This is a genomic window from Ruegeria sp. HKCCD7559 (assembly GCF_013110575.1).
Taxonomy (GTDB): Bacteria; Pseudomonadota; Alphaproteobacteria; order Rhodobacterales; family Rhodobacteraceae; genus Ruegeria.
The window spans coordinates 225672-249105 of record NZ_WVQU01000005.1; the positions used below are offsets into that span (position 1 = coordinate 225672).

At 58.3% G+C, this 23434-nt stretch carries 25 protein-coding genes and 1 riboswitch; of the genes, 14 read left to right on the forward strand and 11 right to left on the reverse strand.

Annotated features, from left to right (window positions below):
- Positions 1-11 precede the first annotated feature (11 nt).
- The 8 genes from trmB to miaB form a co-directional block, all read right to left on the reverse strand.
- Positions 12-722: a tRNA (guanosine(46)-N7)-methyltransferase TrmB gene (trmB, locus tag GS605_RS15005; RefSeq protein WP_171724476.1), complete on the reverse strand. Its 711-nt coding sequence runs from the start codon at positions 720-722 to the stop codon at positions 12-14.
- A gap of 97 nt (positions 723-819) precedes the next feature.
- On the reverse strand, positions 820-2001 hold the full coding sequence (gene metK / locus GS605_RS15010) for a methionine adenosyltransferase (protein ID WP_171724477.1): 1182 nt from the start codon (positions 1999-2001) through the stop codon (positions 820-822).
- A gap of 5 nt (positions 2002-2006) precedes the next feature.
- A riboswitch (SAM-SAH riboswitch) is annotated at positions 2007-2056 on the reverse strand.
- A gap of 41 nt (positions 2057-2097) precedes the next feature.
- A complete protein-coding gene (gene lnt, locus GS605_RS15015) occupies positions 2098-3603 on the reverse strand; it encodes an apolipoprotein N-acyltransferase (RefSeq protein WP_171724478.1) in 1506 nt (501 codons plus the stop codon).
- Positions 3600-4487, reverse strand: coding sequence for a hemolysin family protein (locus GS605_RS15020; RefSeq protein ID WP_171636747.1), 888 nt, complete (start codon positions 4485-4487; stop codon positions 3600-3602). The genes lnt and GS605_RS15020 overlap by 4 nt, the downstream gene beginning before the upstream one ends.
- 36 nt (positions 4488-4523) lie before the next feature.
- Complete coding sequence (gene ybeY, locus GS605_RS15025; RefSeq protein ID WP_171724479.1) at positions 4524-5018, reverse strand: rRNA maturation RNase YbeY; 495 nt, start codon at positions 5016-5018, stop codon at positions 4524-4526.
- A 36-nt stretch (positions 5019-5054) separates the two neighbouring features.
- Entirely contained in the window at positions 5055-6077 is a 1023-nt protein-coding gene (locus GS605_RS15030; RefSeq protein WP_171636743.1) for a PhoH family protein, read from the reverse strand.
- Between the two features lie 136 nt (positions 6078-6213).
- Positions 6214-6978 (reverse strand): outer membrane protein, encoded by a 765-nt coding sequence (locus GS605_RS15035; RefSeq protein WP_371807765.1) that lies wholly within the window; start codon positions 6976-6978, stop codon positions 6214-6216.
- A 170-nt stretch (positions 6979-7148) separates the two neighbouring features.
- A complete protein-coding gene (gene miaB / locus GS605_RS15040; RefSeq protein WP_171636739.1) occupies positions 7149-8468 on the reverse strand; it encodes a tRNA (N6-isopentenyl adenosine(37)-C2)-methylthiotransferase MiaB in 1320 nt (439 codons plus the stop codon).
- Between the two features lie 123 nt (positions 8469-8591).
- On the opposite strand from miaB, the gene GS605_RS15045 reads away from it, so the two are divergent.
- Positions 8592-9455, forward strand: coding sequence for a hypothetical protein (locus GS605_RS15045; protein ID WP_171724481.1), 864 nt, complete (start codon positions 8592-8594; stop codon positions 9453-9455).
- On the opposite strand, the gene GS605_RS15050 is transcribed toward GS605_RS15045, so the two are convergent.
- Positions 9438-10259: a phytanoyl-CoA dioxygenase family protein gene (locus GS605_RS15050; RefSeq protein ID WP_171724482.1), complete on the reverse strand. Its 822-nt coding sequence runs from the start codon at positions 10257-10259 to the stop codon at positions 9438-9440. The two genes, GS605_RS15045 and GS605_RS15050, sit on opposite strands and share 18 nt — an antisense overlap.
- 83 nt (positions 10260-10342) lie before the next feature.
- Between GS605_RS15050 and GS605_RS15055 the strand changes: the two genes are divergently transcribed.
- Positions 10343-11239: a LysR family transcriptional regulator gene (locus tag GS605_RS15055; RefSeq protein ID WP_171724483.1), complete on the forward strand. Its 897-nt coding sequence runs from the start codon at positions 10343-10345 to the stop codon at positions 11237-11239.
- Positions 11240-11245: 6 nt separating this feature from the next.
- Here the strand turns inward: GS605_RS15055 and irrA are convergent, their stop codons facing one another.
- Positions 11246-11662 carry an iron response transcriptional regulator IrrA gene (irrA, locus tag GS605_RS15060; RefSeq protein ID WP_170344907.1) on the reverse strand — a complete coding sequence of 139 codons (417 nt, stop codon included), beginning with the start codon at positions 11660-11662 and terminating at the stop codon, positions 11246-11248.
- A 186-nt stretch (positions 11663-11848) separates the two neighbouring features.
- Between irrA and fabA the strand changes: the two genes are divergently transcribed.
- The 3 genes from fabA to GS605_RS15075 are packed head-to-tail and all read left to right on the forward strand — an operon-like array spanning position 11849 to position 14416.
- Positions 11849-12358, forward strand: coding sequence for a bifunctional 3-hydroxydecanoyl-ACP dehydratase/trans-2-decenoyl-ACP isomerase (gene fabA / locus GS605_RS15065; protein ID WP_152457158.1), 510 nt, complete (start codon positions 11849-11851; stop codon positions 12356-12358).
- Positions 12359-12389: 31 nt separating this feature from the next.
- Complete coding sequence (gene fabB, locus GS605_RS15070; protein ID WP_171117367.1) at positions 12390-13619, forward strand: beta-ketoacyl-ACP synthase I; 1230 nt, start codon at positions 12390-12392, stop codon at positions 13617-13619.
- 5 nt (positions 13620-13624) lie between these two features.
- On the forward strand, positions 13625-14416 hold the full coding sequence (locus GS605_RS15075) for an enoyl-ACP reductase (protein WP_171636730.1): 792 nt from the start codon (positions 13625-13627) through the stop codon (positions 14414-14416).
- Between the two features lie 271 nt (positions 14417-14687).
- Here the strand turns inward: GS605_RS15075 and GS605_RS15080 are convergent, their stop codons facing one another.
- Positions 14688-15116: a peptidylprolyl isomerase gene (locus GS605_RS15080; RefSeq protein ID WP_171330048.1), complete on the reverse strand. Its 429-nt coding sequence runs from the start codon at positions 15114-15116 to the stop codon at positions 14688-14690.
- Between the two features lie 126 nt (positions 15117-15242).
- On the opposite strand from GS605_RS15080, the gene GS605_RS15085 reads away from it, so the two are divergent.
- From GS605_RS15085 to GS605_RS15125, 9 genes are all read left to right on the forward strand, one after another.
- A complete protein-coding gene (locus GS605_RS15085) occupies positions 15243-15929 on the forward strand; it encodes a haloacid dehalogenase type II (protein ID WP_171724484.1) in 687 nt (228 codons plus the stop codon).
- Positions 15929-16759: an alpha/beta fold hydrolase gene (locus GS605_RS15090; RefSeq protein ID WP_171724485.1), complete on the forward strand. Its 831-nt coding sequence runs from the start codon at positions 15929-15931 to the stop codon at positions 16757-16759. Before GS605_RS15085 ends, GS605_RS15090 begins: the two co-directional genes overlap by 1 nt.
- Positions 16756-17730 (forward strand): threonine/serine dehydratase, encoded by a 975-nt coding sequence (locus tag GS605_RS15095; RefSeq protein WP_171724486.1) that lies wholly within the window; start codon positions 16756-16758, stop codon positions 17728-17730. The genes GS605_RS15090 and GS605_RS15095 overlap by 4 nt, the downstream gene beginning before the upstream one ends.
- Positions 17731-17789: 59 nt before the next feature.
- Positions 17790-18578, forward strand: coding sequence for a 3-oxoadipate enol-lactonase (pcaD, locus tag GS605_RS15100; protein WP_171724487.1), 789 nt, complete (start codon positions 17790-17792; stop codon positions 18576-18578).
- A 12-nt stretch (positions 18579-18590) separates the two neighbouring features.
- A complete protein-coding gene (locus GS605_RS15105; RefSeq protein ID WP_171724488.1) occupies positions 18591-19304 on the forward strand; it encodes an alpha/beta fold hydrolase in 714 nt (237 codons plus the stop codon).
- A 100-nt stretch (positions 19305-19404) separates the two neighbouring features.
- A complete protein-coding gene (locus tag GS605_RS15110; protein WP_171724489.1) occupies positions 19405-20604 on the forward strand; it encodes a TCR/Tet family MFS transporter in 1200 nt (399 codons plus the stop codon).
- A gap of 82 nt (positions 20605-20686) precedes the next feature.
- The gene (locus tag GS605_RS15115) at positions 20687-21781 is read left to right on the forward strand and encodes a Zn-dependent alcohol dehydrogenase (RefSeq protein ID WP_171724490.1); all 1095 of its coding nucleotides are present in this window, start codon (positions 20687-20689) and stop codon (positions 21779-21781) included.
- A 19-nt stretch (positions 21782-21800) separates the two neighbouring features.
- Positions 21801-23033, forward strand: coding sequence for a mandelate racemase/muconate lactonizing enzyme family protein (locus GS605_RS15120; RefSeq protein ID WP_171724491.1), 1233 nt, complete (start codon positions 21801-21803; stop codon positions 23031-23033).
- A gap of 112 nt (positions 23034-23145) precedes the next feature.
- On the forward strand, positions 23146-23433 hold the full coding sequence (locus tag GS605_RS15125; protein WP_171636950.1) for a helix-turn-helix transcriptional regulator: 288 nt from the start codon (positions 23146-23148) through the stop codon (positions 23431-23433).
- Position 23434: the final 1 nt, after the last annotated feature.

Sequence of the window (23434 nt, forward strand, 5' to 3'; positions counted from 1 at the left end):
TCCAGCGGCAATCAGTCTTTGCGGCGGAAGGTCAGGTAATGGGGCGTGCGTCCTTCACGCAAGGCTTTCTGCTCGTAGCGTGTGGAAATCCAGTCGTCCCACGGCTCGCGCCAATCTGCGGGGCGCTCGGCCAGCCACTCGAACCCGGCGCGGGGGACTTCCTCCAGTGTCTGCCGCACATAGTCGGGGATGTCCGTGGCGACCCGGAAGATCGATCCGGGCTTCAAGACCTTTGCCAATGGTTCAAGATGTTCCGGCGTCACGAAACGGCGACGATGATGCCGGGTTTTCGGCCACGGGTCAGGATACAGAAGGAAGGCGCGCGATATACTGGCCTCTGGCAGCACGTCGAACAGGTCTCGGGCATCGCCGGGATGCACAGCAAGGTTATCAACCCCCGCCTGCCGAATTTTGCCCAGCAGCATGGCAACGCCGTTGATATAGGGCTCGGCCCCGATGATGCCGATGTCGGGGTTGCTTTGCGCCTGATGAACCAGATGCTCGCCGCCGCCAAAGCCGACTTCCAGCCAAACCGGTTTGCCGCCGAACAACGTGTTCAGGTCCAACGGCCTGCGTTCGGGGTTTGTATCCCAATCCACCGCACCGGGTGACAAAGCCGCCAGATCTTCGTTCAGATAGGTCTTTTGGCTGGGCTTCAGGGTCTTGCCCTTGAAGCGGCCATAGAAGTTTCTGCGCGGGCGTTGTGGGGTCTCGGTGCTCATGGCGGTCGCCATACTGCGCGCCAGAGAACGTTGCAAGGGCGCGCGGCACTCACAAGGAAAAAGCGCGCCCTCAAAGGCGCGCTTTGTGTTGTTCAGGTCAGACTGCGGATTTCAACGCATCGACCAGATCGGTGCGCTCCCAGCTGAAACCACCATCATCGCTCGGCTGGCGACCAAAGTGGCCGTATGCAGCTGTGCGCTGATAGATCGGCTTGTTCAGTTGCAGATGCTGGCGAATGCCGCGCGGTGTCAGATCCATGACCTCACCCACAGCTTTTTCGATAACCGCATCCGCCAATTGACCGGTTCCATGTGTGTCGGCATAGATCGACAGCGGCTTGGACACGCCAATCGCATAGCTCAGCTGAATCGTGCAGCGTTCGGCCATGCCGGCCGCCACGACGTTTTTGGCCAGATAGCGTGCTGCGTATGCTGCCGAACGGTCAACCTTGGTCGGGTCCTTGCCCGAGAACGCGCCGCCGCCATGAGGGGCCGCACCGCCATAGGTGTCCACGATGATCTTGCGCCCGGTCAAGCCCGCGTCGCCATCCGGCCCGCCAATAACGAATTTGCCGGTCGGGTTGACGTGCCATTCGGTTTCGGCCGACAGCCAGCCGTCAGGCAGGGTTTCACGGATATAAGGCTCGACGATGGCGCGGATGTCATTCGAAGTCAGCGCTTCATCCAGGTGCTGCGTAGACAAAACGATCGAGCTGACGCCGACCGGCTTGCCGTCGCGATAAACGACTGACAGCTGCGACTTTGCATCGGGGCCCAAAGCAGGTTCGGTGCCATTCTTGCGCACTTCAGCCAGACGTCGCAGGATGGCGTGCGAATACTGGATCGGCGCGGGCATCAGCGCCGGAGTTTCAGTCGTGGCATAACCGAACATGATGCCCTGGTCGCCGGCACCTTCGTCCTTGTCGTCCGCAGCGTCAACGCCCTGAGCGATATGGGCAGATTGTTCGTGCAGCAAATTGGTTACTTCGATAGTTTCGTGGTGAAACTTGTCCTGCTCGTAACCGATGTCTTTGACACAGTCGCGGGCGATCTGTTCGATGCGACCCATGTAATCGTGCAGCTTGTCTTGATCAGACAGACCTACTTCGCCACCGATCACAACCCGGTTGGTCGTGGCAAAAGTTTCGCAGGCCACACGGGCTTCTGGTTCTTCATTGAGAAATGCATCAAGGACAGCATCCGAGATACGGTCACAGACCTTGTCGGGATGCCCTTCGGAAACGGATTCCGAAGTAAATGTATAGTTCTGTCGGGACATAAATGCGCTCCATTAGGGGTTTCTCCGCCACGCCAGGAAGCCGTTGTGACAGGTCACAGACGCATACGCTCGCTTAAAGATGGGGTCAATCTCTAATTATTTGCTCAGGCGACGGATGTTGAACCACGCCAATGCAGCAAGAAACAATAGCAACCCAAGAACAGGGCTGTCCCCGATGCGGGAATAAACTGTTGGCTGATGTGGCTGCGGCAGGATCGCATCCACGTATCCCGCCTTGCCCAGCGCCAATGAGGCCGTGACCTGACCCAACGGGTCAATCATGGCCGATATGCCGGTATTGGCCGAACGGATCATCGGCAGACCCTGTTCAATCGCCCTCATCCGGGCCTGTGCCAGATGCTGAAACGGTCCCGAACGCGTTCCGAACCACGCGTCATTTGTGATCTGCAACAGAAAGTCTGCCCGACCCGCCGCCCCGTTCACATCTTGCGGGAACACGGCTTCGTAACAGATCAGAGGCAGCGCCCTTCCCAATTTGCCAAGGCCCAAGAGCTCGGGCCCCGGCCCTGCGCTGAATCCATGCCCCGTTGTGGCCGCCATCCCATAAATCCCAAAACGGCCCATCAACTCGCCAAAAGGCACATATTCTCCAAACGGGGCCAGATGGTGTTTGTCATACAGACCGCCCTGCTGCCCGGCTTCATCCAGATAGACCATCGAGTTGAAAATCCTCGGGCCGTCTCCACGCTGGATCCCCAAAACCACGGGCGTCCCCTGAGCGGCATCCGCAATGGCCGTCAAATACGGTTGCGCGCTGCCCAGCCAGGCTGGAACTGCGGTCTCGGGCCAGACGATCAGGTCCGGTCTGGGCAAAGCGGCGGAATATTCAATCTGACGGGCAAAGAACAAGGGCGCATATGCCGGGTCCCACTTTTGGTGTTGCGGCGCGTTGGGCTGAACGACACGAACTGTGTGCCGGCCTTCCTGAACCGTTGGCCGCATCGACGCATAGCCAATCGCCAGCACCGCCGCCGCAGCTGTAAATCCCAGTGGACGGACCAGTGCCCGCAAGCGTCTTTCCTGAATCAGTGCCGCCCCTATCGGAAACGCCACGGCAAATGTCAGCGCATTCAAGCCATACGGCCCCACCAGAGACAGCACTTGCGCCACGGGCGTATTCATCCAGATTTGCGCCACTCCGCCCCAAGGGAACCCGGTCAGCACGTATCCCCGGGCCAGTTCGGCCAGCGACAGCGTTGCGATCAGCAAAACGCCTTGCTGCATGGCGGTCGCGCCAACATGCCGCGCAAGTCGAAACGCAATTGCCCAGAACAGGGCGAGCCCGCCAGCCATGAACACCAGCGCAAACGGTGCCATCCAGGCGTGACGCTCTGCATCCACCTGAAAGGGCTCGATGATCCAGCTGAGCGCATGGGCAAAATAGCCGGTGGCGAAGAACCAGCCGATCCACCCCGCGCGAGCACGGGTTTCACTGGCGAGGAACACCGGAACGATCAAAACCAGTGCAACAACCGTAGCGCCCCAATACCCATGCGGTGCCTGGCCAAAAGCGCCGAAGGCGCCCAGTGCGGCGGCGGCAAACAATCTCAACGATAACGGCCAGCCCCGGACAGGCGTCATGCAGCGACGTCCGGCAGCATGACGCGCAACCGTTTGATGCGTCGCGGGTCGGCTTCGATCACTTCGAATTCCGGCCCTTCCGGATGAATCACGACCTCACCCCGTGCCGGAACACGCCCGGACAGCATGAACACTAGCCCCCCCAGCGTGTCGATGTCTTCTTCATCCACATCCTCGTGGCTGGTCAAGGATCTGCCGATCTCGGCCTCGAAGTCCTCAAGCGGCACACGTGCCTGCACAACGTAACAGCCCGGCTTTTCCTGCACCCAAAGCTGATCTTCGTCTGCATCGTGTTCGTCCGCGATCTCACCCACGACCTGCTCGATCAAGTCTTCGATCGTCAGCAGCCCGTCGACGCCGCCATACTCATCAATCACCAACGCCATATGGCGACGTTCGGTCTGCATCTTGGTCAGCAGGACACCGATCGGCATTGAAGGCGGCACGAACAAAAGCGTGCGCAACATGGATTTCAGGTCAAACTTGTCCGCACCGCCATTGAAACCATGGGTCAGCGCTAAATCCTTGAGGTGAACGAAGCCCAACGGCGTATCCAGCGTTCCTTCATAGACCGGAATTCTGGACAACCCACTGTCCCGGAATACGTCAGCCAGCTCATCCTTGGTGATGGTCGAAGGAACCGCGATGATCTCGGCCGTGGGAATGGCCACGTCTTCGACGCGCATCCTGCGCAGGTTCATCATCCCGTGAGGCCGAGCTGCCGCTGCGCTCTGCCCGTTCATCCCCGGGTTTTGCTGAGTCTCCTGACTCGAAAACGCATCGAAAATTCGGGAAATAAACCCGCTTTTCTCTTCTGTATCATTGCCGCTGTCCTGAGGTTGCGCGCTTTGCGCCGCCCTAGAACTGCCGTCTGTTTCGCCCATTACCTTGTTCCAACTGATCGGGTCACATGACCCACCTTATACCTTATATGGGTCATCTATACCCAACTTGCCAAGTATCTCGACCTCAATCCCTTCCATCAAAGCGGCGTCGGGGTCACGAATGTGATCATATCCCAGCAAATGCAACGTTCCGTGAACAAGCAAATGGATGACGTGATCGTCAATGTCCTTGCCTGCCTCATCCGCCTCACGCGCGCAGGTGTCGAAGGAGATCGCAATATCGCCCAAAGGAATTTCACCGGTGAAATCCGGCTTTGGCGGATGGGGCGCTTGCCCGGCTTCCTCCGGGGCCAAATCTTCTGCCGGCCAGCTCAGAACATTGGTGGCGGCTGGTTTGCCGCGAAACTCGGCGTTCAGTTCCGAAATGCGTGCGTCATCGCATCCCAGAACGCTGATCTCGCAAAGTTCAGGGTCCAGTTCCGCATAGGAAAGGACAGCGGATATCGCTTGCCGCGACAAAGCTTCAAGCCCTTGCCACCGGTCGTCTTCGACAGTGAGTTCCAGATTCATCTTATCGCACAAAAGCCCTGTGAATGAGCCTTGCAATCAAGTGGATTCCCGGCCCGCATCCGCCTCATACGCCTCGATGATCGCGGCCACAAGCGGGTGGCGAACCACGTCCTTGGACGTGAAATAGTTGAAACTGATGTTGGGGATCGTTTTCAACAGTCTTTCCGCATCCTGCAAACCCGACTGAACGCCGCGCGGCAAATCCACCTGAGACCTGTCGCCGGTGATTACCATGCGGCTGCCTTCGCCCAGACGAGTCAGGAACATCTTCATCTGCATGGTCGTGGCGTTTTGTGCTTCGTCCAGCACCACAAAAGCATTGGCCAACGTGCGTCCACGCATGAACGCCAGCGGCGCTATTTCGATTCGCTTTTCCTCAATCAACTTGGCCAGTTGCTTGCCGGGCAGAAAATCATTCAGCGCGTCGTACAGCGGCTGCATGTAGGGATCGACCTTGTCTTTCATGTCACCGGGCAGATAGCCCAATTTTTCACCCGCTTCGACCGCCGGGCGGCTGAGGATGATTCGATCCACATGCCCGCCAATGAACATCGACACGCCCACGGCAACAGCCAGATAGGTTTTCCCTGTGCCAGCAGGCCCAATGCCAAATGCAAGCTCATTTTGAAACAGTGACTGCACATAAGCTTTCTGGGCGTCCGTGCGCGGTTCCACCAGTTTCTTGCGGGTTTTGATCTCGACTGAACCGCCCTTGAACATTTCCAACTGATCGCCGTCGCGGCTGCCGGTCCCCTGTTCCGAACCACCCATCCGCAGTTCTCGGTCCACGTCCGCGGCCTCGACCTCGCGCCCGCCTTCCAAGCGCGTGTAAAGCGATTGCAGCACTTCAATAGCCTGCTTCTGGGCGTCTTCATCGCCCATCACGACAAGCTGGTTGCCGCGGCGTACGATCTGGACGGAAAGCTTGCTTTCGATGTCGGTCAGATTGCGGTCGTATTCGCCGCACAGGTCAATCAACAATCGGTTGTCGGGAAACTCTAAAAACGCCTCGCGTTGGGGCATTTCGTCTTGCGGTGGGGTCAGGGCACCGATGGCCAATCCGTTCTCCTGTCTTGGCGGTTCACCCCGAGCGTAGACAACAAATCTCGGTGGGCGCAAGCCACAGTTTCAAAAATAAGCCCGCGGATGACAAAAGCGCCGATCATACAAAAGAAAAAAGCCTGTCAGACGCGCATCAGAACGTATAGTTCAGCCCGAATCTCAAGCCGCCGTATTTCGGTGTGGACTTCGTGGAAAAGCCCGAACCGAATTGAACGTCTTCGGATTTGAACTGGACGTATTCGTATTCGCCGGTGACCGACCAATTGTCGGTCAGCTTGTGTTCGGCACCGATGCTTGCGGTATATCCGCCCCGCCGATCCGATGCCGAAAAGCTCTGTACTGTAGCTCCGGATGTGATGTTGTTGGTTGTTTCAACATCGCCCCACAGGTAACCGACGCTGAAAAAGTACAGAACCCGACCATCTCGGCTTGTCAGGCCGCTTCGATATTTGAGGGACAAAACGTCAGATATCTCTGCCCCACCCTCAACGTTCGAACCGCCGATCTGGGCCCTGACACTGTCGTCCAAGGATCCGAAATCATAACTGACTTCAAAACCATAGACGAAATCACGCCCCCACCTTGAAGGCAGAACACCACGCCAACCACCACGAAAGCCGCCGTATGCGCCGGATACGTTCAGGTCGCCAATATCAAACAGCCCGGCGGGCGTTCTCAGACCAAATCGATCGTCCCAGCCTGAGGCGTAGCCTCCAGCAATCCCCAGGTAAAATGCACTGACGTCACTGCTGAACTTCTTGGGGCTGATAACGACAGGATCGGTTGTCGTACCCTTCAGGTCTCCGGCAATCGTCGCGCTGGCAAAAAAAGTAACAACCGAGGCCAAAGGCAAGGTTTTCACTAGGCTCAGGGTCCTGAAGCTGTTCAAGATTGGCACTCGTACCTCCATCACTCCGATCTTAAGATCGGCGTACAATCGTTTTTTGACGCAATAACGGCGCCTGAAAAACATGGCTCCTCTCGGAGCATAGTTCCAAGCAATAAATCAAGGGTAAATTTTGGAAACAAACACCAACTATGGTGTCTGAACGGCGGAATCTTACCGACTCAGAGCAGCTCACCCGCCAAAGAGTTGGCGCCCGAGTCGGTGATCCGGACCTCTTTCAGATCACCAACGGCAATCTCGGGCCCTTTCACATGCACCGAATGCAGATACTCGGATTTTCCGACCATCTGGCCCGGCAGGCGGCCCGGTTTTTCAAACAAAACGCGGACTGTACGACCGACCATACCGTCCTGAATTTCCCTTTGGTGCCGTGTGATAAGGGCCTGAAGGCGCTGCAATCGATCATCCGCCGCAGCCGGATCAACCTGAGCCCGCTCGGCCGCTGGTGTTCCCGGGCGTGTGGAATACTTGAAGGAATAGGCGTAGCCGTATTTGACCTCTTCAACCAAATCCATCGTTGCCTGAAAATCCTCTTCGGTTTCTTCTGGGAAGCCGACGATGAAGTCCCCCGACATCACAATATCCGGGCGCGCCGCACGAATGCGTTCGATCAGGCGCAGATAGCTTTCTGCCGTGTGGCTGCGATTCATTCGCTTGAGGATACGGTCCGAGCCCGACTGAACCGGCAGGTGCAGATACGGCATCAGTTTCTCACAGCTGCCATGTGCCTCGATCAGGTCGTCGGCCATGTCATTGGGGTGCGACGTGGTGAAACGAATACGTTCCAGCCCGTCAACCTTGTTCAGTTCCCAGATCAGCCCGGCCAGGGTCATGTCTCCGTCGGGGCCGGCCCCGTGATAGGCGTTCACGTTCTGACCCAACAGCGTGATCTCGCGCACGCCGCGTTCAACCAGATCATGGGCTTCGCGGATGATGCGATCAGCGGGGCGGCTGACTTCGGCCCCACGCGTATAAGGCACCACGCAGAAGGCGCAGAACTTGTCGCACCCTTCCTGAACGGTCAGAAACGCCGTCGGGCCGCGTTTGGCCTTGGGACGGTTTTTCAGTTTTTCAAACTTGTCTTCCTCGGGGAAATCGGTGTCCAGTGCCTTTTCGCCCGCACGGGTCTTGGCCTCCATCTCGGGCAGACGGTGATAGCTTTGCGGACCGACGACCAGATCGACCAGCGGTTGGCGGCGCATGATTTCTTCACCTTCGGCCTGCGCAACACAGCCTGCCACACCGATTTTCAGGTCAGGCTTTTCGGCTTTCAGACCCTTGAAGCGACCGAGTTCCGAATACACTTTCTCAGCCGCTTTTTCGCGGATGTGACAAGTGTTCAGCAGAATCATGTCGGCATCGTCAGGCGTTTTGGTTTCGACATAGCCCTGCCCGCCCAGCGCCTCGGACATGCGTTCACTGTCATAGACGTTCATCTGACAGCCATAAGTCTTGATAAACAGCTTCTTCGGTTCAGACATGGGACGGGCCTTTGCATTCGCTGGATCGGCGTCATCTATACGCTTCGAACGCCGCTTGCAATGCGGGCGCAATTACCCGAATTTGGCAGGACTTTCCAGCAAGGCCGGACCAAAAAGCACCCGATGACGTACGATTCCCTCGACCATTTCCTGAAATCGGGACAGGCCGCACTGGCCAAAGGCCCCGTAGCATTGATTTTTGCCGAGGACGACGTCGAGTTGGCCAGCACGCTGCACCATCATCTGAGGCTGGGTTTCAAATCCGTCATCGTCTTTGCACCGGACGAGTTTCATCTGACAGAGGACCTGTCCGCCAAGGTGCATCGGGTCAATTTGAAATGTGTTCCCCGGCTGGTCGTGTTCGAAACCATAAACAGGATCATTCAGGCCGCACCCGGCATCTGGATGTATTATTGCTACAACGCCGAATACCTGTTCTTTCCCTACTGCGAAACGCGCAGCGTGGGCGAGATGCTTGTCTTTCATGGTGAAGAGCGTCGCAATGCGATGCTCAGCTATGTCATTGACCTGTACGCCGAGGATCTGACCGCACATCCCAATGGCGTGGCCCCCGATCAGGCCATGTTCGACAGTGTTGGCTATTATGCCCATACCCGCCACGACCCAAGCGGCCAACCGCTGGACCGTCAGGTGGATCTTTCGGGCGGGTTGCGGTGGCGGTTCGAGGACCACATTCCCTACGAACGTCGCAGGATCGACCGCATCGCATTGTTCAAAGCACAAAAAAACCTGGTGCTGAGACCCGATCACACCTTCAACGAACCGGAATACAATACCTATTCCTGTCCTTGGCATCACAACCTGACGGCCGCCATTTGTTCTTTCCGTGCCGCGAAGGCGCTGAAATCCAATGCAGGGTCAACCTTTGACATCCGAAGCTTTCGCTGGCGCAACGCGGTGCCGTTTGAATGGCAGTCCCGCCAGCTGCTGGATCTCGGGCTGATCGAATCAGGTCAGTGGTTCTGAGCCGGCCTGGCGCTGCAACAAGATCGGAAACCAATCCTCGCGCAGGCGCTGTCCCGGCGTCATGTCATGACCGGGAAACGGGGGCGAGGTTCGGCCGGGGCGCTCTACATACCGGGCATCGTCGCCCACCAGCCGCAGTGAAAAGGCGCGGCGACGGCTGTCCGACTGGTTTCCGCGCGCACCGTGCAGCGTGCGATAGTTGAAAGCGACGGCATCGCCGGGCTCCATCTCGAATTCGATGACCTTCATACCTTCGGCATCCGGATCCGGCACGGGGATGTACTGACCTTCATCCGGGAAAAAGCCGTCCTCGGAAACCCATCGGGTCGGCAGAACTTCTTTATCCCATCGGTGCGACCCGGCAACACACCGCAGCGTCGCCTGTCTGACCGGATCAAGCGGAGACCAGAAGCTTATCGTCTGCTGACCCTCGACGAAATAATATGGGCCGTCCTGATGCCACGGTGTCGCCATCGACGTACCGGGCTCCTTGACCAGCACGTGATCGTGAAACATCTGAACGCGTTTCGATTGCATCAGATCCGCAGCAACCTCAGCTGCGGGAGACGTCTCGATCACGTCGCGGAACTGCGGAATCCGGGTCCAATTGCAGTAATCATCAAAGAAACGACCTGTTTCACCCGCCTTCTTGTTTTCCGAGGCATAGGGACCGGGATCGGCCATATTCGCGGCCACACCATCGCGCAGTTGATCCACGTGATCCGCAAACAGCCCTTTGACCAGTACGACGCCGTCGGCCTGATAAGTGTCGATCATCTGCTGAGTAACAAGACGGTGTGGCATCGGAAGCTCCTGAAGTTTTTTTGCTTTTGACCGGAAAAATGTATTCTGTTCAAATCATATCTTTCGAAGTTATTATTAATCTCATGTTATATATTTCGTTGCGCCAATATGAATATGTCTGTGCAGTCGGGCGTCACGGCAGTTTGTCGGCGGCAGCCCAGCATCTCAATGTTTCGCAACCGGCCTTGTCCACTGCGCTGACGCGTGTTGAAGCCCATTTGGGGTATCCGCTGTTCGTTCGCCGCCGGGGTGCAGCCATGGCACTGACACCTCAGGGACGTACGTTCATAGAGAACGCCGAGGTCTTGCTGAAAAATGCTGCGCGAATCGAAACGTCCGATACCTCCGCGCCGGGCACATCCAGGCTGAGATTGGGCTGCTTTACGGACCTGGCCCCCTTCCTTTTGGCCCCGGCCCTGCAACTTCTCCGCAACACGTTCACCGATCTCAACCTTACCTATGTGGCCGGGTCCTTCGAAGGGCTGCTGAATGGATTGATGGATGGCCAGATTGACATCGCAATCACATACGACCTGACCATGGATGCGGGGTTCGCCCGTACAAAACTGTTCGACAGCAGACCGAAGGCCTTGATGTCCCCGGATCATCCATTGGCGACAACCACAGAAGTCACCCTTGCAGCGCTGGAAGGTCATCCGTTGATTCTGTCTTCGGAAGGATTATCCGCCCAACACATTCTCGGCCTGTTCCGACAAAACGGGCTGCGCCCTACCGTCGCGCACCGGGCGGCATCCCTTGAGATTCAACGCAGCCTTGCCGCCCATGGTGAGGGAATCGGGATCAGCTATGCCAGCCCACCCAGCAGCTTCAGCTATGACAACAAGCATCTGGTCAGCGTACCGATTGCCAATCCGGACACAGCAGAATCCGTCGTTCTGGCGCGGCACGGCACAGGACCCTCTGACACGACCACAGAAAAGGCCGAACGTGTTTTGGTGGCCGGGCTGACAGGCGTTTAAGGTCTGTTACTTCTTGCGCAAGCGAATGACGACATCGACAGAGGCGATTTCGACACCTTCCGGCGCCTCGGGAAGGCGCTGAATGACCAGCTGATCCGACGGCGCATCGCTTAGCCTTGCGTCGTCTTCCCAATAAAAGTGGGGATGATCATGCGTGTTCGTGTCGAAATAGCTTTTCGATCCGTCCACTGTGATTTCTTGCAGCACACCCGCATCGCAAAAAGCACGCAAAGTGTTGTAGACCGTTGCCAGAGACACCGCATCCCCATTCGCCTTTGCCGATTCAAAAAGGCTTTCTGCGGTGACGTGGCGATGGCGGCCGTCGCCCACCAGAAGCTCGGCCAGCGCCACGCGCTGACGCGTCGGTCGCAAGCCGGCATTCACCAGCCAACCTGTTGCGATTTCGCGGCTCTGAGGTGTCATCGATCCGATACCCATTATTCCTGCCTTTATATATAGGGGCGCATCACCGGCAATTACAAATGAAATTCATTCGCAAGATAAGAACCAACACAACATGATGTGGCGCGCCGCTCTTGCAGGACCTTGCAAACGGGTGTTAGACGAAGCCAGATGTAAAGACAGACCCCCGGCAGGAAAGGTGGCAGAATGGCCCAGTTCCCTAGCAGTTTTGACAAAGATGATCTGCTGAAATGCGCTCGTGGTGAGTTATTTGGCCCCGGCAACGCACAATTGCCCGCCCCACCGATGCTGATGATGGACCGGATCACCGACATCTCTGCCGATGGTGGTCTGCACGGCAAGGGCCATGTGCTGGCCGAATTCGACATCACACCCGACCTTTGGTTCTTTGAGTGCCACTTTCCGGGCAACCCGATCATGCCGGGCTGTCTGGGGCTGGACGGGCTTTGGCAACTGACCGGTTTCAACCTTGGCTGGCGTGGATGGCAGGGGCGCGGCATGGCCGTCGGCGTCGGCGAAGTAAAGCTGACCGGCATGGTTCGCCCGGACCGCAAGATGCTGACGTATAAAATCGATTTCAAAAAAGCGATTCAAACGCGCCGCCTGACAATGGGTGTGGCGGATGGCATTGTCGAAGCCGATGGCGAGATGATTTATGATGTCAAGGACATGAAGGTCGTTCTATCCGAGGCCTGAGCCTGAACGGTCTGAAACAAGGAGTGCGCACATGCGTCGAGTAGTCGTCACCGGTCTGGGGGTTGTGTCCTCGATCGGGAACAATGCCGAAGAGGTTCTGACCTCGCTCAAAGCAGGTAAATCCGGGATCGTGGCCAGCGAGCAGATGGCAGAACATGGTTTTCGCAGCCAGATCGCGGGTACGCTCAAGATCGACGTGGCCCAGCATGTGGACAAGCGCACATTGCGCTTTATGGGTCCAGGGGCCGCCTATGCACATATCGCCATGAGCCAGGCGATTGCCGATTCTGGTCTGACCGAAGACCAGATCGTCAATCCACGCACCGGGCTGGTTGCGGGGTCTGGCGGACCTTCGACCAGCGCGATGCTGACGGCGCATCAAACCGTTCTGAAGACGGGCGCGACCAAGCGGATCGGGCCATTTGCCGTGCCAAAATGCATGTGCTCGACGATCTCGGCCAATCTGGCGACCGCGTTCAAGATCAAGGGCATCAACTATTCGATCACCTCGGCCTGCTCGACCTCGCTGCATTGCATCGGCAACGCGGCCGAACAGATCATGCTGGGCAAGCAGGACGTGATGTTCGCCGGCGGCGGTGAAGAACTGGACTGGACGCTTTCCTGCCTGTTCGACGCAATGGGCGCGATGTCGTCGAAATATAATGACACACCCGATAAAGCCTCGCGCGCGTTCGACGAAAACCGCGATGGTTTCGTGATTTCGGGCGGCGGTGGAATCGTTGTTCTGGAAGAGCTGGACCACGCTCTGGCCCGCGGCGCCAAAATTTATGCTGAAGTTACAGGTTATGCCGCAACTTCAGATGGTCACGACATGGTTGCTCCTTCAGGTGAGGGCGGCGAGCGCGCGATGCGACTAGCTCTGAGTACCCTGCCCGAGGGGCGCAAGGTCGGCTATATCAATGCTCACGGCACCTCGACCCCCGTCGGCGACGTGGGTGAGGTAGAGGCGGTGCGCCGCATCTTTGGCGAAGGCAATGTACCCCCCATCTCCTCGACGAAGTCGATGACAGGCCACGCTCAGGGCGCGGCGGGCGCGCTTGAGACGATTTTCTGCCTGCTGATGCTGGAAAATGATTTCATTACTCCATCGATCAATGTCGACACGCTTGCCGAAGGCATTCAGCCCGGTGAAATTGCAACTCAAGTGGTTGAAAACGCAGGACTGGACAGTGTCATGACCAACAGCTTCGGCTTTGGCGGCACGAACGGGTCCATGGTTCTTTCAAAGTATAACGGGTGAAAGTAATGTCGGATCTTCTCAAAGGTAAACGCGGCCTGATCATGGGCGTGGCCAATGACCGCTCGATTGCGTGGGGCATTGCCAAGGCCATGCACGAGGCTGGCGCCGAACTGGCATTCACCTATCAGGGCGAGGCATTCGGAAAGCGGCTGGAGCCGCTGGCTCAGAGCCTGGGCAGCGATTTCATGGTCGATGCGGATGTCACCGACGACGAGTCGCTGGATCGCGCTTTTGGCGAGCTGGCCGAACGTTGGCCCACCATAGATTTCCTGGTGCATGCTATCGCCTATTCGGACAAGTCCGAGCTGACAGGTCGGTTCCTGAATACCACACGTGCGAATTTCAAGCATTCGATGGATGTCTCGGCCTATTCCTTCATCGAGGTCGCGCGTCGCGCCTATCCGTTGATGAAAGACAATGGCGGTTCCCTGCTGACCCTGACGTATCAGGGCTCCAACCGGGTTGTGCCCAACTACAACGTGATGGGTGTCGCAAAGGCTGCGCTGGAATCGGCAACGCGCTATTTGGCCAACGATCTTGGCCCCGATGGCATCCGCGTGAACGCGATTTCCCCAGGGCCGATGAGAACCCTCGCCGGTGCAGCGATCGGCGGTGCCCGCAAGACCTACAAATTCTGCGATCAGAATGCACCGATGCGCTCTAACGCCACACTTGAAGCTGTCGGCGGAACGGCTGTGTACCTGACGTCAGATGCAGGTGCCTGCACGTCGGGAGAGATCATCCGCGTTGACGGTGGCTTCCACGTTCTGGGCATGCCTCAGCCCGAATCCATGTGACCATATCTTTCCCTGCCGCTGCCCAGATTTCACCATCATTAGGCGGCAGGTAATCGATATGAGCAAACTTGACCAAATCATTGCAAACAATGCACGCGCGACGCAAAGCCGGCGAAAGCCCGGCTTTCTCAGCCAACGGGCCAGGGTGCTATTGCTTACGTTGACTTCACTGTTGCTGGTGTTCGTCTTCTTTACGCAGCCACAGGTAAGGGCCGCGATTCACGCTCTGATAGGGTGAGATCCGGGCCGGACATCCGGCCCGAACCATGTCTCAGTTGACTGAAACGACTTCGATCTCGAAAACCAGATCCTGCCCTGCCAGCGGGTGATTTGCATCCAGAGTAACGGTGGCTTCGTTTGAATCCACAACCGTTACAGGCACGGCCTGACCTTCTGGCGTTTGCATCTGCAACTGTGTCCCGGGATCCAGGGGGATGTCGTCTGGAATGCCTTCACGGGGAATTTCCTGACGCATCGCAGGGTTGATCGGGCCGTAGGCGTCTGTACAGGCAATTTCCACCCGCGTCTTGTCCCCGGTGGACAGGCCCGGCATGGCACGGTCCAGCCCCGGGATGATCTGGCCCGACCCGACCACGAATTCCAACGGATCACGCCCGTCCGAGCTGTCAAAGACTTTGCCGTCCAGCAATGTCCCGGTGTAGTGGATGCGAACCGTGTCGCCTTGTTTGATTTCGGTCATCGTGGCCTCCGGCCGTTCCAAGGGGTTAAGCGGCCAACCCTATAGGTTGACACAATGTTGTAAACCCTCGGCTCTTTCACCCTCTGCGCCGATGTGCCAACCTGCGCGCAATCTAAGGAGGACCATATGCCGATCACGACCTGTGTGTTCGATGCCTACGGAACATTGTTCGATGTTGCCGCGGCTGCCCGGCAGGCGGCAGACGAGCCGGGTTTCGAAGCCCTGAAAGACAAATGGACCACCGTTGCGGGGCATTGGCGTCTGAAACAACTGCAATACACATGGCTGCGCGCCGTGGCGGATGCGCATGCGGATTTCTGGGACGTTACCCAGGACGGGCTGGATTGGGCTCTGGAGGCCGCAGGCCTGCAAGGCAACCCGGGGCTGCGCCAACGTCTGCTTGATCTCTATTGGGAATTGCAGGCCTATCCAGAAGTTCCGGCCATGCTGAAAGCCCTCAAGGATGGTGGGCTGCAAACGGCGATCCTGTCCAACGGGTCGCCCCCGATGCTGGACGGAGCCGTGAAGTCCGCCGGAATCGGCGATGTATTGGATGATGTGCTGTCGGTCGAAAGCGTCGGCGTCTTCAAACCCCACGCCCGTGTCTATGATCTGGTGCAAGACAGGTTTGGCTGCGCACGCGATGACGTTTTGTTCGTCAGTTCGAACGGCTGGGACGCTGCCGGGGCCAGCGGGTACGGTTTTGTGACCGCATGGGTCAATCGGATTGGTGAACCCATGGATCGCCTTCCCTGGACACCTGCGCATGTGCTGTCCGATCTGGCCTCGATTCCCAAGCTGGCCGGTCTCTGATGTCAGAATTCATGACAACGGACGGCAGGCGCATCTATTTCAAAGAGTCCGGCACCGGCACGCCGCTTTTGTGCCTGGCCGGTCTGACCCGAAACAGCCGCGACTTTTCGTTTTTTGCGCCACATGCCTCGGGCCTGCGCATGATCGCCATGGATTACAGGGGGCGCGGGCGTTCGGAATACGACCCCGACTTCATGAATTACAATATCTTCCGCGAATCCCATGACGCGATTGAGCTGCTCGATCATCTGGGGATCGAGAAAGCAGTCATTCTGGGAACATCGCGCGGCGGGCTGATCGCCATGGCGCTGGCCGCAAGCCACCCCGAACGTCTGGCCGCCGTAATTCTGAATGACGTGGGTCCGGTTATCGAGCCGTCGGGCATCGCCAAGATCATGGCCTACGTGGGGGCGCAGCCCACCGCCAAAACCTATGATGAAGCCGCCGCCGCATTGAAACACGTAATGGAGCCACAATTTCCCGGTGTTCCACTGGAGACCTGGCGCACGCAGGCAGAATTTCAGTATGAAATGCGCAAAGACAGGCTGAAGCTGCGATATGATCCAGCCCTGCGCAAGGCGCTTCTTGAACAAGCTGCAAGCGCGGCAGCCCCTGATCTTTGGGTGTTCTTCGAAGCCTTGCGTGGCATTCCCACCGGTGTGATCCGGGGCGCGAATTCCGATGTTCTGGGCGCGGACACTCTGGCCGAGATGCGGCATCGACACCCGGAGCTGATCTCGGTCGAGGTACCGGATCGCGGGCATGTTCCGTTCCTGAACGAAGTCCAATCACTGGACCTGATACAGAAGGTATTGAAGAACGCCGCATGAGCACATTTGAGATGATCGAAGCCGCCGCAGAACGGCTGAAAGGACACGTTCGCGAAACGCCGATCCTGTCGTCGCCCTTTCTCGACACGCTTGCGGGCCGCCGCATTTGGGTCAAACCGGAATGCCTGCAACATACCGGCAGTTTCAAGTTTCGCGGCGCGTGGTCGGCCATTTCGGCGCTGGATGAAGGCATACGCCAGCGTGGTGTGATCGCATATTCATCGGGCAACCATGCGCAAGGCGTTGCGATGGCCGCTTCGAAACATGGGATTGCCTCGGTCATTGTCATGCCGTCGGACGCGCCGCAGCTCAAGATCGACAACACCCGCGCGCTGGGCGGCGAAGTCGTTTTGTACGATCGCGCGAATGAAAAACGGGAGGAAATAGGCGAAGCCATCGCTGCTGAACGTGGTCTGACCCTGATCCGCCCCTATGACGAACCGCAAGTCATCGCGGGACAAGGCACAACCGGGCTGGAAATCGCCAGGCAGGCAGCGGAAATTGGGGTTTCGCAGTCGGATGTTCTGATCTGTTGCGGCGGCGGAGGATTGACCTCGGGCATTGCGCTGGCGATGGAGAAACACGCACCGAATTTGCGGGCGCGCCCCTGTGAGCCGGAAGGGTTCGACGACGTCAAACGATCCTTGGCGTCAGGTCGCATTCAAAACAACAATGCGGCGTCAGGTAACATATGCGATGCGATCCTGACACCGCAGCCCGGCGACATCACCTTTCCGATCCTTCACCGTCTTTGCGGCCCCGGACTCTCTGTCACCGAAGACGAGGCATTGCAGGCCATGGCATATGCCTTTCTGCGCCTTAAAATCGTGTTGGAACCCGGCGGCGCCGTAGCACTGGCCGCGGCCCTTTTCCGGGGCGACGAGATCGAAGGCGACGACGTGATCGTCGTCACATCGGGCGGGAATGTCGATCCGGGAATATTTGCTAAGGCGTTGGAATTCCTGACCTGACATCGGTGCGAAAGCCGTGCAAATTACGTCAGGACGGCATGACGACAAGGACCTTTGTCATGATGATCGCTGATCTGGGCGACGTGAAACTGAACTATCGCATCGACGGCCCCACGGACGGTGCACCCATTGTGTTTGCCAATTCCCTGGGAACCGACCTGCATCTTTGGGACGCGGTGCTGCCATACATGCCCGACGGGCTGCGCATCATCCGGTATGACAAACGTGGGCACGGGCAATCCTCGGTGCCCCCTGCACCCTATTCGATGGGCGCTTTGGTGCGGGATGCCGAGGCGCTGCTAGATCACCTTCAGGTTCGCGATTGCGTCTTTGTCGGCCTCTCGATTGGCGGGATGATCGCGCAGGGGCTGGCGATCAAACGCATGGACCAGATTCGTGCGCTGGTGCTATCGAACACCGCTGCCAAGATCGCCACGCCTTCGATCTGGCAAGAGCGCATTCAGGCGGTGCGAAAGGGCGGGATCGAGGCTTTGGCCAATGCCACGATGGAGCGTTGGTTCTCGCGCGAATTCCGCCACTCCCAAAATTACCTGCCCTGGCGCGATATGATGGTCAGCCAACCAGTCGAAGGGTATCTGGGCTGCTGTGCCGCCATTGCCGGTACCGACTTTTATACCCCCACAAGCGGCCTGCGCCTGCCCACGCTTGGAATTGCGGGCAGCGAAGACGGATCGACCCCACCCGATCTGGTGCGGGAAACGATTGATCTTGTTCCCGGATCCCGATTTCGGCTGATCCGCCGCGTTGGACATTTGCCTTGCGTTGAGAATCCCGCGGAATACGCAGAAATCCTGACCGGATTTCTGACCGAGATCGGACATGTCTGAAGGAGAATGACAATGGCGTCCTTCCTGTTGGTCCATGGCTCGTGTCACGGCGCCTGGTGCTGGCGCGACCTGATCCCTGCTTCGGAAGCCCTGGGCCATACCGCCCGCGCCATCGACATGCCCAGCCATGGTGCAGACCCCACGCCGGTGGCCGACGTCACGCTGGACGGTTGCCGCGATGCCATTTTGAACGCCTGTACACCCGATACGATCGTCGTCGGCCATTCCTGGGCCGGCTTTCCGATCAGCGCAGCGGCCGAGGCCCGCCCGGATGCGATGCGCGCCTTGATTTACCTGTGTGCCTATGTCCCTCGGGATGGTCTTTCGATGGCGGAAATGCGCAGGCGCGGGCCACGGCAAACCATTGCGCACGCAGTGGAAAAATCTGCGGACGGGCTTTCCTATACCGTGTCAGTGGATGCGATCCCACAGCTGTTTTATCACGATTGCCCGGACGACGTCCTGCCATACGCATACGCGCGCCTGTGTCCGCAAGCCATCCTGCCACAAGAAACACCGCTGCCTGTCGGCCCACGCTTTTCCAAGGTCCCCAAGGCCTATATCCGAACAACCGACGACCACACGATACCGACCGAGTACCAGGCAGACATGAGCGCCTGCGTCCCCGAAAACCTTCGACGTACAATCGACAGCTCGCATTCGCCGTTTTTTTCACATCCGCAGGAATTGGCTGAGCTTCTGTCCGAACTGGCGGGCAAACTCTAACAACCTGCCGCAACGACATGGGGTGTCCCGCAGAACTGTCTCTTCCCTCATTCGTCGGGCATGACTAGGGTGCCGCTCACAACTCATGTGTTCAGGTCCCATGCGTCTGCCGTTTTTCTTTATCCTCTGCATCGTCATGATCGATGCTATGGGCATTGGTCTTGTGATGCCGATCATGCCGCAACTGATCGTCGAGGTTCAGGGCGGCACCCTGGCCAATGCCGCGATCTGGGGCGGTGTGCTGAGCACAGCCTTTGCCGCGATGCAATTCATCTTCGGCCCCATTCTGGGAAACCTTTCCGATGCTTACGGGCGCAGAACGGTATTGCTGGTGTCCTTGTTCGTCATGGCGCTGGACTACGTCGTCATGGCCTTGGCGGGCAGCATCTGGCTTTTGCTGGTCGGACGTATCGTCGGCGGCATAACGGCGGCCACCCATTCGACGGCGGCGGCTTTCATGGCCGATGTGTCCGACCCAAAAGACAAGGCCGCAAATTTCGGCCTTCTGGGCGCGGCATTTGGCGTGGGGTTCGTTCTGGGTCCGGTGATCGGCGGATTGCTAAGCGAATTTGGAACCCGCGCACCATTCTGGGCTGCTGCGGGTTTGGCGGCGCTGACCTTCTGCATCGGATATTTCGTGATGCCGGAAACGGTGACCGATGAAAACAGGCGTGCCTTCAACCTGCGGCGCGCGAACCCGGTGAACTCGCTTCGCGCCATAGCATCATTGCCCGGCATCCGGCCTATGCTGTGGGTCTATTTCCTGTATTCGGTTTCAATCTACGTCTATCCGGCCATCTGGTCCTATTTCACGACCGAGCGCTTCGGTTGGTCCGCGCAGATGATCGGCCTGTCGCTTGGAATCTATGGTATCGGCATGGCCGTCGTGCAAGGCGGTCTGATCCGCCCGGCCATCCGGCTTTTGGGCGAGCGGGCAACAATCATCTATGGCATGATCTTTGAAATCATAAGCTTCGCCATTCTGGCCTTTCTGACCAACGGCCTGATAGCACTGCTTCTCATTCCGATTACCGCCATTGGGGCGGTCATCACGCCCGCCCTTCAGGCGATGATGTCGCGGGCCACACCAGATTCTCAGCAAGGTGAATTGCAGGGTGTCCTGACTGCGTTGCATGCGCTTTCGATGGTGATCTCACCGTTGGTGATGACCAGCGTATTCGCGCAGTTCATTCGACCTGACACCCCGCTCTACCTGCCTGGCGCCCCGTTTCTGCTGGCACTCTTGTTGATGCTGGCAGGGTTCCTACTGTTTAGACGGTCCCGGCCTGTCGTGGCGTAACAACGACACGCAAATGGCGGTTTCTGCCTTGCGAGCCGCCTTTTCCCGCGCCACCGTGAACCCAACGGGAGTGAGGGACAACATGCAAAAAATCAAAGCCGCAGTCTGCCGGGCATTTGGCGAGCCATTGGTGATCGAAGACATTTATCTGGCCCCCCCCGGCACGGGCGAGGTCCAGGTGACACTGGATGCCGTGGCCATCTGCCATTCGGACATTTCCTATGCCGAAGGCGCATGGGGAGGGTTCCTGCCAGCGGTTTACGGGCACGAAGCCGCAGGCGTGATCACCGCAGTCGGAGACGCGGCCGGGGATTTCAAGGTCGGCGACCCTGTGGTGGTGACCCTGATCCGCGCCTGCGGGTCTTGCCCTGCCTGTGCAGGCGGGCAACCGACAATTTGCGAAACACCTTACGACACTGTCAAAGGTCCATTGAAAACAGGCGATGGCGGCGCGCTCGAACAGGCGATGGCATGCGGGGCCTTTGCTGAAAAGGTCGTGGTAAGCCACCGCCAGATTGTCAAAATCCCGGATGACCTGCCTAAGGAACTGGCCAGCCTGCTGTCCTGCGGCGTGATCACCGGGGTCGGCGCTGCGGTTAATGCGGCAGGCGTGCGCCCTGGTCAGGACGTGGTGGTCATTGGGGCGGGCGGGGTCGGCCTGAACGCAATTCAAGGCGCGCGGATTGCAGGCGCGCGGCGGATCGTGGCCGTGGACATGACCGAAGAAAAGCTTGAGATCGCCAAAGAGTTCGGCGCAACCCACGGCGTTTTGGCCAGCTTGGATCAACCATGGAAAGCCGCATACAGGGCGCTGGGGGGGCGCGGTGCCGATGCCGTTCTGATCACCGTCGGCGCGATTCCCGCTTATGATCAGGCTCCGCGCTATCTTGGGCGCGGCGGCAAGGCGATCATGATCGGAATGCCACATTCCGGTGACATGGCCAGCTATGAACCCGTTGTATTGGCAGCCCTGGGCCAGGGTGTCGTCGGGTCGAAAATGGGCGACGTGGTCATTCAGCGCGACATACCCTGGATGGTGGACCTGTATAAGCAGGGACGGCTGAAACTGGACGAGCTGATCTCGGGCCGCTGGTCTCTGGATCAGATCAACGAGGCCATCGCCGACACCAAATCCGGATCGGCCAAGCGAAATGTGATCCTGTTCGACAGGACCTGACCCACCGAAAGGATTTGGGATGAAACTTCAGGATCTCGACGTCATCGTCACCGCCCCGCCCGCCCCGGGCTGGGGAGGGCGATACTGGATACTTGTCAAAGTGACGACCGATACCGGCATCACGGGATGGGGTGAGTGTTATGCCTCGTCCGTGGGCCCTGTAGCGATGCGTCATGTCATTCAGGACGTGTTCGACCGGCATATGTTGGGAGAAAACCCCGAAAACATTGAACTCATGTTCCGCCGCGCCTATTCCAGCGGCTTTACGCAGCGGCCGGACCTGACGGTGATGGGCGCATTCTCGGGGTTGGAAATTGCCTGCTGGGACATTCTGGGCAAAGATCGCGACAGGCCGGTGCATGCGCTGCTGGGCGGCAGGATGAATGACCGGATCCGGGCCTATACTTACCTGTACCCCCTGCCCCAGCACAACCTGAACGATTTCTGGACCTCTGCCGAACAGGCCGGTGAAACGGCGGCGGAAATGGTGAACCGTGGCTACACCGCCGTGAAATTCGACCCGGCCGGCCCCTATACCATCCGCGGCGGGCACATGCCCGCGATGAGCGACATTTCCATGTCCGTCGCCTTCTGCAAAGCGATCCGCGAGGCCGTGGGGGACAGGGCCGATCTGCTGTTCGGCACCCATGGCCAGTTCAACACAGCCGGTGCAATTCGGCTGGGGCAGGCGTTGGAACCATACCAACCCCTGTGGTTCGAGGAACCTACGCCGCCGGACAATATCGAAGACATGGCCCGCGTCGCGCGCAATGTACGCATTCCGGTTGCCACCGGAGAACGGATGACCACAAAGGCCGAATTCGGAGCCGTCCTGCGCGCCGGAGCCGCCGAAATCCTGCAACCGGCGCTGGGGCGTGCAGGCGGAATATGGGAGATGAAGAAAGTCGCCGCCATGGCCGAGGTCTTCAACGCGCAGATGGCACCGCACCTCTATGCGGGTCCGGTGGAATGGGCCGCCAATATTCATCTGGCGGCGTCCATTCCCAACCTGCTGCTTCTGGAAACCATCGAAACACCGTTCCACGATCTACTGATCAAGGGCTCGATCCGGGTCGAGAATGGCTTTGTCGCCGCCCCGGATGCTGCGGGCCTTGGGATCGATGTCGATGAAGACCTGGCCCGCGCGCACCCATATGACGGCGACGGGTTGCATCTGCAAATGCAGGAGGACCCATGCGATTACGTTGAAGGCAACGCTTTTCAAGGGGGCGCCCCGGCAACCGAGGGGTGACAATACAAATGGCCTTGATGCATATTGGCATCACGAAACGCGATATGACGGTCCGAAAGTGGCACTTAACGAAACCGAACCTCAGGCACACCCAACAGACGCTCCGCCGGACATGAAAGACAACGCTGCACGCGCGGCTGCATTTCTTAAAACACTGGCACATGAAGGGCGCCTGATGATCTTGTGCCATCTTGGCGGTGGTGAAAAATCCGTCGGCCAACTTGAAGAGCTGCTTCAGCTGCGGCAGGCTGCCGTCAGCCAGATGCTGGCACGCCTGCGCGAGGAAGAGTTGGTCTCGACGCGCCGGGAAGGCAAAACTGTCTATTATTCATTGCGCGACGGTGCCACGGAAAAAGTGATCCGCCTGCTTTATGATTTGTTCTGCAACACGGACTCTTGAT